Below are 12,841 nucleotides of genomic sequence, written 5' to 3' on the forward strand. Positions count from 1 at the left end.
ACTCCGTGCAAGGTTTTGTCGCCACCTGCCTCATCGGCATCAGCCTGGGTGCGCAGTACGCGCTGCTCGCCCTCGGCTTCACCCTGATCTTCGGCATTCTCGGAGTCGTCAATTTCGCGCATGGCGGCTTCTACGTTCTCGGAGGATATCTCGCCTATTCCGCGGTGACGTATCTCGGCATGCCCTACGCGCTGGCGGTGATCTGCGCGGCGCTGGGCACCATGCTGCTCGGATTCCTGTTCGAACGCTTCGTGCTGGATCGCGTGATTGACGATCATCTGGCGACGCTGATGCTGACGCTCGGCCTCTATTTGATGATGTCGAGCGGCATATTGGTGGTGTTCGGACCGCAGTCTCCGGCCTTCGCCTTTCCATTGACCGGTGTCATTCATGGCCATGGCTTCTTTGTGCCGATCGAGAATCTCGTGGTGCTGGGCGTCTGCATCGTCGGGATCCTGTCGATCTACGGCCTGATCTATTACACCGATTTCGGTCGCGCGCTGCGTGCGCTGGCCGATGACCGCGCGGTGGCGACGGCGCAGGGACTGCGTCCGGCGATTCTGTTTCCGGCCGCCTTTGCCCTGGCGACGGGGCTCGCCGGCCTCACCGGCGCGCTGGTCACACCGATCCTGTCGCTCGCGCCGCATATCGGCGATCCCGTGCTGGCGACGTCCTTCCTGATCGTCATTCTCGGCGGTCTCGGTAGCGTCGGTGGTGCGACAGTCGCGGCTTTCATCGTCGGCATGGCGGAGGCGTTCTCTGCGGTCTATCTCGGTGGGTCGAAGGGCGCACTCGCGCTGTTCGTGCTCGTCCTGGTCATGCTGGTCGTCAAGCCATCGGGTCTGTTCGGTCACCGGGTTCGGGGAGCTTGAGCACATGACAGCCCGCACCCTTTCCAAGCGCGGCGACCTGGCCGAGGCAGCAAGCGTCGTGGTTATCGCGGTCGCCTTCGTAGTTCCCTGGCTCAGCCAGAACCCGATGGTCTATTCGCTGGCCAACCAGATGCTGATCGCGATTACGGCCGCGTTCAGTGTCTACATCATGCTGCGCATGAATCTGATGACCTTCGCGGTGCCGACCTTCATGGCAATCGGCGGCTACACCGTCGCGATCCTGGGGCTTCGTCACGGCGTGACCGATGTGCTGCTGCTGGGGCTTGCGAGCTTCGTGGTGCCGGCGCTATTTGCGCTGCCGCTCGGCGCGCTGGTGCTACGTCTGACGGGCGTCTATTTCGTGCTGGTCACGTTCGTCCTCACCGAGATCACGCAACTGTTGCTGTTTGAAACGCCGGGATGGACCGGCGGATCCAATGGACTGGTCGGCATGCCGGCGGTGACGCTGTTCGGGCTGGAGCTCGCCGACAACCGCGCGGTGCTGCAAGTCACGATCGGGCTGGCGCTCGCCGGCGCCATTGTCACCGCTGCGGTGACCCGCACGCTGCGCCAGCATTTCGCGGCGATCGAGGAGAACGAACTGCTCGCCCAGAGTCTTGGTCTCGTCGTCTGGCACTACAAGGCGTTCGGCTTCGCCATCGCCGCGGGCGTATCCGGGCTCGCCGGCTTCGCCCTCGTCAATATGCTGCTCACCGCCCATCCGACCTCGTTCAGCGCGCTGTCATCGGTCAACTACATTGCCTATGCGATCATCGGTGGGAAGAGCAGCATGCTTGGCCCGGTTGTCGGTGGCGCTCTGCTGATCTGGGCGGGAGATGTCTTCGCATTGCGCGGGGAGTATTCCCAGTTCCTGTTCGGCTTCCTGATCGTGGTGGTGGTGCTGGTCGCGCGCGAGGGCGTCGTCGGGACGATCCATCGCCTCGGCGTCCGCGTGTTTTCGCCACCGTCGCCGTCGCGATCTTCCACCGTCGCCTCGTCGCCGACGCTGAGTGTGCCCAATGCGATGGAGCCCCTGCAATGACGACCGAACGCACCGGACGGACCGACGGCGGCGCGCTGCTCGAGGTCGCAGCCATCTCCAAGCGTTTCGGCGGGCTGCATGTCTTCGACAATATCAGCTTCGCCATCCCACCAGGCGACGTCCTTGGCGTCATCGGGCCGAACGGCGCCGGCAAGACCACGCTCATCAACGTCATTTGCGGCATGCTGCCGCCGACCACCGGCCGGGTGCGGCTCGACGGCAAGGATATGACCGGCAAGCCGCTGCATGCCGTCAGTCGCATGGGAATTATCCGCAGCTTCCAACAGACCAACACCTTCCGTACGGCATCGGTCCGCGAGAATATTTCGCGGGCCCTTCGCTTCAGCGGCAGTGGGCCCGGATGGGACAGCGTCGCGCCGCTGATCGACGAGTTCGAGCTTGAACCGCAGCTCGACGAGCAGAGCGACAAGCTGCCGTACGGGCTCCAGAAGATGCTCGGTCTCATTCTGGCCTGCGCCGCCCGGCCGAAAGTCCTGCTGCTCGACGAGCCGGCGGCCGGCCTCGAGCGGCGGGAGCGCCTGCGGATCGATGCTTTCGTGCGCCACGTGAGGACGGAGCTCGGTTGCGGGGTCCTGATCGTCGAGCATGACATGGATCTCGTGCGCCGCCTCTGTCCGAGAATACTGGTGCTCGATTCCGGTCGTGTCCTGGCCGAAGGCGCTCCGGCCGACGTCCTGGCACGCAAGGATGTCATCGACGCCTATCTCGGGACAGTGGATGAGGAGGCGGCCTGATGCTGGCGGTGAAAGACCTCGAAGTCCGCTACGGCGGCATCACGGCAATCAGCGGCGTCTCGATCGACGTCGCCGAGGGCGAGACGGTGCTGCTGATCGGCGCCAATGGCGCCGGCAAGTCGAGCCTGATCAACGCCATCATCGGTCTGGTCCAGGCCTCGCACGGCAGCGTGCGCTTCGCAGGCCGTGATCTCAGTGCCGTATCCTGCGATGGGCGCGCGCGGGCCGGAATTGGGTATTCGCCCGAAGGGCGCCGCGTATTCCCGACCATGTCGGTCGCCGACAACGTCCTGAGCGGCGCCTGCTGGCACGGCGGGGCGAGCCAGCGCCAAGCCTGGGCCTGGCTCTGTGGCATCTTTCCGATCCTGAAGGAGCGCGCCAGCCAGCCGGCCGGTCAATTGTCGGGGGGACAACAGCAGATCGTCGCCCTGGCGCGCGCCATGAGTTCGTTTCCCAAGCTGCTGCTGCTGGATGAGCCCTTTCTCGGGCTCGCGCCGGTGTGGATCGCGCAGATCAGCGAGGCGATCCGCCATATGCAACAGCGAGGCACGACCATTCTCATGACCGAGCAGATGGCGCGTCCGGCGCTCAAGCTTGCCACACGCGGCTACGTGATGCGCGGCGGCGAGGTCAGGCGGAGCGGCACCGTTGCCGAAATTCGCGACGTTGCGCTTGCCGAGGAGTATTTGTGATGTCCGCTACCTTGAACGCCACTGCGCTGCTCGGGACCTTCGCCGCAACGACGTCGGCGAGCGAACTGTCCCCGGATGTCGCCACGAAGGCAGCCATTTGCCTGCTGGACTCGCTGGGGCTCGCGCTCGCGGCGCGACACGAGCCGACGGCCGCGGCCGCGCGCGCGATGGCCGCGGAGGTGCTGCCTGGACCGCGCACCGCGCGCATCTGGGCGAGCGGCAAACATGCCGCGCTGTCCGAGGCGGTTCTCGCCAACGGCATTGCCGTTCACGCCCATTTTCAGGACGACACCGACCACGATTCATGGACGCACCCGGGATCCCTGATTGCGCCGGTCGCGGTGTCGCTTGGCGAAACGCTGGATGCGCCGCTGCGCACCGTATTGACCGCTCTCACGGTCGGCTATTCCGCGCTCAAATGGCTTGGTGCGGGTGAAGTCGTTGCCCGCGGCCTGATCGGCCGGGGCGTGCGGACCAGCCCGACCTTCGGCACGATCGGCGCCGCGGCGGCGGCCGCAGCCGCACTTGGGCTCGATCCACCGAGATCCACCAGCGCGGTTGCAATCGCGGCCTGCACGACCGGCGGAACGCTGGAGCCGGTGCGCTGCGGCTCCGACGAATGGCGCGTACAGAACGGGCGCGCCGCCCAGGGCGGGCTGGTTGCCGCGGAGCTTGCGGCGCGCGGCGTCCAGGGGGCGCCTGATGCGCTGGAAGGACCGAAGGGGTTGTTGCGCTCGCTTGCCGGCCTCGATCGCACGCCAGAACAATGGCAGCGAGGCCCCGATGTCGCGACGATGATCGGCATCATGGCAAAGCCGTTCGCAACCCTGGGCGACAACATGTCGGCGGTGCTGGCGGCGCATGTGCTCTACCGCGACGGCATCGATCTGTCGCAGGTGAAGCGGATCACCGTGACGATCTGGGAGCCCTATACGCAATATCCGGGAACGTCCTTCAAGGGACCGTTCACGCGGACGGTGCAGACCCAGGCCAGCACCGCCTTTGCGGTCGCCGCCATGCTGCGTTACGGCCGCCTCGACTACGAGATGGGCGTCGAGCACCGCCAGGACCGGGAGATCATGGCACTCGTCGGAAAGACGATCGTCGAGCCGGACGCGGTCGGCACCCATCTCGACGCGACCGTCGAGTTGGAGATGGAAAATGGTGCGCGTCTTCGCCGGACCGCGCGCGAGGCGCCCAAGGTTCTGGTGTTCCAGCACGAAGCCCGCGCCACCGAGGTTTTTAATAGCCGCCTGGCCGGCACCGGAATTCCGGCCGGCGAAGGCGCCAGCCTTGCGGCCGAGGTTTTCGCCTCGGCACGTAGTGGCGGATCGATGCCTGTGCGCAGGCTGCTCGACCGCCTGACCCGATCTCAAAGGGATGCGATCAAATGAAACTTGGACTTGAAGGCAAGACTGCGATCGTCACCGGCGGCAGCAAGGGCATTGGTCTCGAGACCGTACGCTTGCTGGCGGAGGAGGGTGTCAAGGTTCTGGTCTGCGCGCGCCGCGAGGACGCGCTGGCCGAATGTCGTTCTGACGTCGAGCGGAGCACCGGCGTCAAGGTCGAAACGCTGTCGCTTGATGTGACCGATCTGAAGCAGATCGAGCGGCTGCCGGCGGTCGCCCGCGACCGTCTCGGCCGCATCGACATCCTGGTCAACAATGCCGGCACCGGCACCTACAAGCCGTTCCTCGAAGTCAGCGACGAGGAACTGCAATACGGCATGGCGATCAATTTCTTCGCTCAGTTCCGTATCTGTCAGCGCATCATTCCGATCATGATCGAGCAGAACGGCGGCAGCATCGTCAACGTGTCGGGCGAAACCGGGATCATGGTGACGATGCCGCCGTTCCTGTCGTCATGCACCGGTCCGGCCAAGTCGGCCGAAATCCGCTTCTCCAAGATTCTCGCCAACGAATTCGGGCCGCACAACATTCGCGTCAACTGCGTCGTTCCCGGATTCGTCAATACTCCGGAACGTTTTGCAAAATGGGAGCGCGAGCTCGCCAAGCGCAATCTGGGCGAAGAGGAGGCGGAAGCCGAACGCAAGCGCTGGTCGGAAAACAATTCGATGCGCAACACGCGCTGGGGCACGCCGGAGGAACTCGCGAATTTGATCGTCTTCGCGCTGTCCGACCGCGCGAGCTTCGTCAACGGCGCGGTGCTGGTTGCCGACAATGCGCAGGACAAGTCGTGAAAGCGACGCCGCTCGACATGATGAATCGATTGATGGCAACAGGAACGGCGGCGGCCCTTGCGGCAGCCGGGAGGATTTGATGGACGTTGACAAGCCGCTCGCTGGTATCACCGTGGTTGAACTCGGACACAGCGTGGCCGCCCCCTATGCCGGACTGATTCTGGCCGATCTCGGCGCCCGTGTGATCAAGGTCGAAAATCCCAAGAGCGGCGATTATGCGCGTGGCTGGGGGCCGCCGTTCTGGAACGGAACGGCAAGTGTGTTCCATAGTCTCAATCGCGGAAAGGAAGGCATCACCGTCGATTTCGGCGCAGCGGAGGATTGCGAGAGGCTGAAGTCGCTGATCCTGAACGAGGCCGATGCCGTCATCCAGAATCTGCGGCCCGGCATCCTGGACAAGTTTGGTCTCACCGCGGATGCGCTCAGCGCCGCGAAGCCATCGCTGATCTGGTGCGACATCGGCGCGTTCGGCGCCAAGGGGCCGCTCGCCAGCAAGCCGGGTTACGATCCGCTCGCCCAGGCCAGCACCGGCATCATGAGCGTCACCGGCGAGGGCGGCCGGCCGCCGGTGCGTGTCGGCGTCTCGCTGGTCGACATGGGCTCCGGCATGTGGGCAGTGATCGGCATGCTCGCCGCGTTGGTGGCGCGCAACAAGGGCGGTCAGGGCCGCAGCGTTGCGACCTCGCTTTACGAGACCGGGCTCGCGTGGATGACGGTTCCGCTGGCCGGCTATGCGGCGTCAGGTGAGGTGCGCAAGCCCTATGGATCGGGCACCGCGGAAATCGCGCCCTATCAGGCATTCGAGGCGTCCGACGGATGGCTGATGATTGCCGCCGGCAACGACAATCTGTTCCGCAAGCTGTGCGTGGCGTTGAGCCTCGAGGCGCTTGCGCATGATCCCGACTTCGCGACCAACGCGGCAAGGGTCGTCAACCGCGAACGACTGATCCCGCAAATCGCGGCCGCGGTGCGTAAGTATACGGCCGATGCGCTTGGCGGCATTCTCGACGGCGCCGGGGTTCCCAATGCACCGCTGCTGACCACCGATCAGGTTGCGGAGCATCCGCAAACCCGCGCCCTCGACATGATGGTGCGATGTGCTGGCGACGATATCGATCTTGTCGGCGTTCCGCTTGCCTTCGACGGTACGCGACCGCGCGCACGCACCGCTGCGCCAGCGCTCGGCCAGCACAATGCCATTCTTCGAAAGCCTGCGAGCAAGGGAGCCATCAATGCGAACTGATTTCCAGACCATCAAGGTCGAACGGCGTGATGGCGATATCCTGCTGGTGACGTTGCACCGGCCGGAAGCGTCCAATGCGATGAACACCCAGATGGGCCTCGATCTGGTGGAACTGTTCGAGGGCTTCTCGACCGACATCGAGGGGTTGCGCGCGGTGATCCTGACCGGACACGGCGACAAGGCGTTCTGCGCCGGGGGCGATCTGAAGCAGCGCAACGGCATGACGGACGAGGTTTGGCAGGCGCAGCATCTGGTCTTCGAGCGCATGCTGCGCGCTCTGCTGGGCTGTCCGATTCCCGTGATCGGCGCGATCAATGGTGCGGCCTATGGCGGCGGCTGCGAGATCGCCGCGGCGCTCGACTTCGTCTACGCCTCGACCAATGCACGCTTCGCGCTGACCGAAGTGACGCTCGGCATCATGCCGGGTGGCGGCGGCACGCAGAATCTGCCGCGCGCCGTCGGCGAGCGCCGCGCCAAGGAATTGATTCTGTCCGGGCAGCCGTTCTCGGCTGCCGAGGCCGAGCAGTGGGGGCTGGTCAATCGGGTGCTGCCGCCAGGGGAATTGCTGGAGGCGACCTTCGCCATCGCCCATCGCATCGCTGCCAATGGCCCGATCTCGGTGCGCCAGGCCAAGCAGGCGATCCATCGCGGTTTGCAGATGTCGCTCGCCGATGGCCTCGCCTTCGAGATCGAGGCCTACAACCGTCTGGTCCCGACGGCGGACCGGCGCGAAGGCGTGCTGGCGTTCAACGAGCGCCGCAAACCCAACTTTCAAGGCAAGTAGGAGGCGCGAAATGCGTGAGAAAGCTCGTGTTCGCGAGGTCGGACCCCGCGACGGCATTCAGATGGTCAAGACCATCTTGCCGAGCGCGCGCAAGCTGGCCTGGTGCCGTGGCGCGGTGGAGGCCGGACTCCGCGAGATCGAGGTGACCTCATTCGTGCCGGCCAAGGTGATCCCGCAATTTGCCGATGCGGAGGAGGTGGCCCGCGGCGCGCTGGCGATGCCTGGCTTGCGGCCGTCGGTTCTGGTTCCGAATCTAAAGGGGGCCGAGCGCGCCTTCGCGCTCGGTGTGCCAATCGTCAACTACGTGCTGTCGGCGAGCGAGGAGCACAACCAGGCCAATGTTCGCCGCAGCACCGAGGAGTCGCTGCAGGACTTCGCGCGCATCGCCGCGGCGCGCGATCAGCGCCCCGGAGCACGAATCGGACTTGGTGCGGGCATCGCGACCGCGTTCGGCTGCACCATCTCGGGGGCGGTATCGGAGGCACGAGTGGTCGAGATCGCGGTGCGGCTCGCCGAGATGGGCGCCGACGAGATCATCGTCGCCGATACGGTCGGCTATGGCGATCCGGGTCAGGTTCGCCGCCTGATGGGCGCGGTGATCGCAGCGGTGCGTCCACTGCCGGTCGCCTGCCACTTCCACGATACGCGCGGTCTCGGTCTCGCCAATGTGACGGCGGCACTGGATGCGGGTGTACGCGCCTTCGACGCATCCCTCGCCGGACTCGGCGGCTGCCCGTTCGCACCCGGCGCCACCGGCAACATCGACACCGAGGATACCGTCTTCCTGCTCGAGCAACTCGGTTTCGATACCGGCGCCGATGTCGAGCGGCTGGTTGCCTTGCGACGCGAGGTCGAGAGCTGGCTGCCCGGCGAACGGTTCTCCGGCGCGATCGCCCGCGCCGGCCTGCCCAAAACGTTCCGCGTGTCGGCCAGCGCCGCCGCCCGAAAGGATATGACATGAACTATCACGACGCCGCCCAAACCGCCGACATGGAAGTCACCGTCGCGTTGGGCGAGGATTTCTCCGACTTGCGCAACACGGTGCGGCAGATCTGCAAGGGCTTTCCGGGCGAATACTGGCGCAAGCTCGACGACCAAAGCGCATATCCGACCGAATTCGTCGCGGCGTTGACGGAAGCGGGATTCCTCGGCGCGCTGATCCCGGAGGAATACGGCGGTTCGGGCCTGCCGCTGCGTGCGGCCGCGGTGATCCTCGAAGAGATCAATGCGAACGGCTGCAGCGCCAGTCCCGCGCATGCCCAGATGTACATCATGGGTACGTTGCTCCGTCACGGCAACGAGACCCAGAAGCGGACCTACCTGCCGGAGATCGCGGCGGGACGGCTGCGGCTGCAGGCCTTTGGCGTAACCGAGCCCAATACCGGCTCCGATACCACCCAGCTCAAGACTCGCGCCGAGCGTCAGGGCGACGTCTATGTCGTCAACGGCCAGAAGGTCTGGACGTCGCGGGCGCTTCACTCCGACCTGATGCTGCTGCTGGCGCGCACCAGTCCGGTCGATCAGGTGAAGCGGCGCACCGACGGACTTTCGGTGTTCCTCGTCGACTTGCGTGAGGCCAAGGGCAACGGCGTCGAAATCCGCCCGATCAAGGCGATGGTCAATCACAACACGACCGAGGTGTTCATCGAGAACCTGAAAGTGCCGGTCGCCAATCTCATCGGGGAGGAAGGCAAGGGCTTTCGCTACATCCTCGACGGCATGAACGCCGAACGGATCCTGGTCGCCTCCGAATGTGTGGGCGACGGGCGCTGGCTGCTCGGCAAGGGCGTCGCCTATGCCAATGAGCGGCGCGTCTTCGGACGATCGATCGGCCAGAATCAGGGCATCCAGTTTCCGCTGGCGCGCGCCTACGCCGAACTCGAAGCCGCCGACATGATGTGCCGCCGCGCCGCCGCGCTGTTCCAGGCCGGGCAGCCCTGCGGAGCAGACGCCAACATCGCCAAGCTGCTGGCGTCGGAGGCCACCTGGAAAGCGGCCGATACGACATTCCAGACCCATGGCGGCTTCGCCTTTGCGCAGGAATACGACGTCGAGCGCAAATGGCGTGAGGTCCGTCTTTACCAGACAGCCCCGATCTCGACCAACATGGTGCTGGCCTATGTGGCGCAGCACGTGCTCGGTCTTCCGCGTTCCTACTGAGGAGACGACCCATGCTGGATATCACGCGTCAGACAGCCAATTTTGTAGCCGGCCTCAAGCTGTCCGATCTGTCCGGCCGCTGCCGCGAGGCGGCGCGGACCGGCATCATCGACTGCGTCGGCGTCATGATCGCTGGTGCCGCCGAGCAGCCGGTGCGGATCGTGTCGGCGATGGTGGCCGCGTCCACCCAGAACGATGGCGCGCCCGAGGTTCCGTCGGGCCGCAATCTCGCGGCGCCGGATGCCGCGCTCGTCAACGGCGTCGCAGCGCATGTGCTCGACTATGACGACGTGGCGCTGGCCGGACATCCGAGCACCGTGCTGGTGCCGGCCATCCTGGCCGAAGGCTGGTCGCTCGACTCCAGCGGCGCCGACGCGCTCGCCGCCTATGCCGCGGGCTACGAAGTCTGGGCGCAGGTCATTGCGCTGGAGCCCGGTCACCTCCATGAGCGCGGCTTTCATCCGACGGCCGTGATGGGCGCGCTCGCCACCGCGGCCGCCTGTGCGCGGCTGCGCAATCTCGACTCCACGAAGACCGCGCATGCCATCGCGATCGCCGCCTCGCTCGCCTCCGGACTGGTCGCCAATTTCGGCACCATGACCAAATCGCTGCATGCCGGCCGCACCGCCCAATCCGGCGTGCTTGCCGCGCGCCTCGCCGATCAGGGATTTACCGCATCGCTGGATGTGCTCGAACACCAAACCGGCTTCCTGCGCGCCCATTCGCCATCGGGCACGCCGGATATCGAAAACGGCACGATCGATATCGGCCGCAACTGGCGGCTTGCCGATCTCGGCATCAATGTGAAGCGCTATCCGACCTGCTATGCGACCCATCGTTCGATCGACGCGATGATTGGCCTGGTGAATGCGCACAAGCTCAAACCCGACGACGTGAAGGAAATTCGGGTCCACACTGGCGTCACCCAAAGGCTGATGTTGCGCAACACCAACCCGCAGACCGGTCTCGAGGCCAAGTTCAGCATGGAATTCGCGATGACCGCCGCGCTGGTCGCCGGCCGTGTCGGGCTGTCCGAGCTCACCGATGAGTTCGTCTCGCGGCCCGACGTCGGCGCTACCTTCGCCAAGGTCCGCTGCACGACGACGGACGAGATCATGCCGGGCGACCAGCCGTTTGCGCCGGCCGACCGCGTCAGCGTCGTGTTGGCGTCGGGCGAAGTGCTTGAGCATGCGCCGGTGGTTCATGCCAAGGGCAGCTGGCAGCGCCCGCTTTCGCGCGACGAACTGCAGGATAAGTTCATGGACTGCGCGACCCGGGTGTTCAAGCAGGGCCAGGCCGCAGCACTGTTCGAGCAACTCTGGAATATCGAGGACCTCGGGTCGATCCGCTCGCTTCGCCTGACCAACGACCGGGGCGACGCATGAGCGCAGCAATGCCTGGGAAGGGATCGACGCCGCGCATCTGGCACCAGTCGGTCAACGAGCTCGATCATCTCGAAGTCTACAAGCGCGCGCTCGAGGCCCATGCGGCGGAAATCCTTGGCGACGACGCCGAGGTCGTCGTCCACGGGCTTCCGTCCGGATCATACGCCGGCGCTTCGGCCACTGCGGTGCTCGGCAATGCATTCGCCTATCACCGCATTCTCAGCCGGGTGATCGACAATGCGATCACCGCCGAGCGGCAGGGTTATGATGCCTTCGTGATCGGTTCGTTCAGCGAGCCGTTTCTGCGCGAGATCCGCTCCGCGGTGGATATTCCCGTCGCCTCGCTGACCGAGAGTGGCCTTCTGGTCGGCTGCTCGCTCGGCAGCTATGTGGCGTTGATCTCCAATGCGCCGGCGGTGCAGTGGATGACGAAGGTTGCGGTCGATAAGCACAAGCTCGCCGCCCGTGTGCTGGAGGTTGCGGCGATGGATCCGCCGCTCGACGAGCCGCAACTGGCGCGCGCTTACGTCGATCCGGCTCCGGTCATCGCAAATTTCACCGCCGCGGCCGAGCGCCTGGTGGCGCACGGCGCTGACGTCATCATTCCGGCGGAAGGTGTGCTGGCGGAACTCCTGGTTCGTCACGGCGTCTACCGCATCGCCGGTGCTCCCGTGATGGACGTGTTTGCAGTCACCTGGGCCTACGCGCTGATGCAGATCAGGCTCTGGTCGAAGGCGCAACTTGGCGTGGGCCGGAGCTGGCACCACAGGCGCGACGATCCAGCGATCGTTGCAAGATTTTGGCAAGGGGACGCACAATGAGCACTTCACCCTCAACGCAAGTCGCAGGAGTCTATCACCGCAGGCTTGGCGACGCGCTGGTCACCGGCCTCAGCGACGGTTACGTCGACATGGGATACACGATCTTTCGCAATATCCCCGAGGAGGAAACCAAAGCCATCCTGGCGCGCGATCATCGCACCTCGCCGCCGCGCATCTCGGTCAACGCCTTTGCCGTGCGCATGGACAACCGAACCTACCTGATCGACTGCGGATCAGCGGATCTGATGGGGCCGACCTGCGGCCGTCTGCCGGCAAATCTCGCTGCCGCCGGCATCGATCCGGCCTCGGTCGACGCGGTGCTGCTGACTCACGTCCATCCCGACCATTCCAACGGGCTGACAGATGCCGCAACCGGAACGCGGCTGTTTCCCAACGCGGAAGTCATCGTCCATGAGAACGAGATCAATCACTGGTTCAACGACGAGGCGATGGCCAAGGCCGCCGAGCGGCCCCGGCGCCGCTATTTCGAGGCCGGCCGCACCCAGCTGAAGCCCTATATGGCTGCCGATCGCGTCAAGACATTCCGGAAGGGCGAGGTGCTCCCGGGCGTCACGGCGATCCCGATCCACGGTCATACCCCCGGCCACGCCGCCTATGTCGTATCGCGCGTCCGCGAATCAATGGTGGTTTGGGGGGACACGGTCCATGTGCCGGAGATCCAGGTTGCACGTCCGGAAGTGACGATGGAATTCGACACCGACCCCGAGGCCGCCGCAGCCGCTCGTCAGATGATGTTCGACATGGTGGTCACTGACGACATGCTGGTCGGCGGCATGCATCTGCATTTCCCCGGGTTCGGACATATGCGGCGCGAGGCGGGCCGATACAACCTGGTGGCGGAGCAGTGGGCGTTCGAAGTATGAGCC

The 12,841-nt window shown here is 65.3% G+C and carries 13 protein-coding genes; all 13 read left to right on the forward strand.

Annotated elements, in window-relative coordinates; genetic code table 11:
- Nucleotides 1-5: 5 nt before the first annotated feature.
- The 13 genes from J6525_RS05550 to J6525_RS05610 all read left to right on the forward strand — a co-directional run bounded on the left by J6525_RS05550 (nucleotide 6) and on the right by J6525_RS05610 (nucleotide 12,838).
- Complete coding sequence (locus J6525_RS05550) at nucleotides 6-872, forward strand: branched-chain amino acid ABC transporter permease (protein ID WP_225642650.1); 867 nt, start codon at nucleotides 6-8, stop codon at nucleotides 870-872.
- 4 nt (nucleotides 873-876) lie between these two features.
- A complete protein-coding gene (locus J6525_RS05555; protein ID WP_225642652.1) occupies nucleotides 877-1,914 on the forward strand; it encodes a branched-chain amino acid ABC transporter permease in 1,038 nt (345 codons plus the stop codon).
- Nucleotides 1,911-2,669, forward strand: coding sequence for an ABC transporter ATP-binding protein (locus J6525_RS05560; RefSeq protein WP_225642654.1), 759 nt, complete (start codon nucleotides 1,911-1,913; stop codon nucleotides 2,667-2,669). The genes J6525_RS05555 and J6525_RS05560 overlap by 4 nt, the downstream gene beginning before the upstream one ends.
- On the forward strand, nucleotides 2,669-3,361 hold the full coding sequence (locus tag J6525_RS05565) for an ABC transporter ATP-binding protein (RefSeq protein WP_050387518.1): 693 nt from the start codon (nucleotides 2,669-2,671) through the stop codon (nucleotides 3,359-3,361). The genes J6525_RS05560 and J6525_RS05565 overlap by 1 nt, the downstream gene beginning before the upstream one ends.
- Entirely contained in the window at nucleotides 3,361-4,755 is a 1,395-nt protein-coding gene (locus tag J6525_RS05570) for an MmgE/PrpD family protein (protein WP_225642656.1), read from the forward strand. The genes J6525_RS05565 and J6525_RS05570 overlap by 1 nt, the downstream gene beginning before the upstream one ends.
- Nucleotides 4,752-5,561 (forward strand): SDR family NAD(P)-dependent oxidoreductase, encoded by an 810-nt coding sequence (locus tag J6525_RS05575; protein WP_092081537.1) that lies wholly within the window; start codon nucleotides 4,752-4,754, stop codon nucleotides 5,559-5,561. Before J6525_RS05570 ends, J6525_RS05575 begins: the two co-directional genes overlap by 4 nt.
- Before the next feature lie 79 nt (nucleotides 5,562-5,640).
- Nucleotides 5,641-6,804, forward strand: a complete 1,164-nt coding sequence (locus tag J6525_RS05580; protein WP_225642658.1) for a CaiB/BaiF CoA transferase family protein — start codon at nucleotides 5,641-5,643, stop codon at nucleotides 6,802-6,804.
- Nucleotides 6,794-7,588, forward strand: a complete 795-nt coding sequence (locus J6525_RS05585) for an enoyl-CoA hydratase/isomerase family protein (RefSeq protein ID WP_176936814.1) — start codon at nucleotides 6,794-6,796, stop codon at nucleotides 7,586-7,588. The genes J6525_RS05580 and J6525_RS05585 overlap by 11 nt, the downstream gene beginning before the upstream one ends.
- Nucleotides 7,589-7,598: 10 nt before the next feature.
- Nucleotides 7,599-8,549: a hydroxymethylglutaryl-CoA lyase gene (locus J6525_RS05590; protein WP_225642660.1), complete on the forward strand. Its 951-nt coding sequence runs from the start codon at nucleotides 7,599-7,601 to the stop codon at nucleotides 8,547-8,549.
- Nucleotides 8,546-9,748 carry an acyl-CoA dehydrogenase family protein gene (locus J6525_RS05595; protein ID WP_016844204.1) on the forward strand — a complete coding sequence of 401 codons (1,203 nt, stop codon included), beginning with the start codon at nucleotides 8,546-8,548 and terminating at the stop codon, nucleotides 9,746-9,748. The genes J6525_RS05590 and J6525_RS05595 overlap by 4 nt, the downstream gene beginning before the upstream one ends.
- 11 nt (nucleotides 9,749-9,759) lie before the next feature.
- A complete protein-coding gene (locus J6525_RS05600) occupies nucleotides 9,760-11,133 on the forward strand; it encodes an MmgE/PrpD family protein (protein WP_092081527.1) in 1,374 nt (457 codons plus the stop codon).
- An 8-nt stretch (nucleotides 11,134-11,141) separates the two neighbouring features.
- Nucleotides 11,142-11,954, forward strand: coding sequence for an aspartate/glutamate racemase family protein (locus J6525_RS05605; protein WP_225642662.1), 813 nt, complete (start codon nucleotides 11,142-11,144; stop codon nucleotides 11,952-11,954).
- Complete coding sequence (locus tag J6525_RS05610) at nucleotides 11,951-12,838, forward strand: MBL fold metallo-hydrolase (protein WP_225642664.1); 888 nt, start codon at nucleotides 11,951-11,953, stop codon at nucleotides 12,836-12,838. The genes J6525_RS05605 and J6525_RS05610 overlap by 4 nt, the downstream gene beginning before the upstream one ends.
- The last annotated feature ends 3 nt before the right edge of the window (nucleotides 12,839-12,841 follow it).

The organism is Bradyrhizobium australafricanum (assembly GCF_020329495.1).
Classification (GTDB): Bacteria; Pseudomonadota; Alphaproteobacteria; order Rhizobiales; family Xanthobacteraceae; genus Bradyrhizobium; species Bradyrhizobium australafricanum.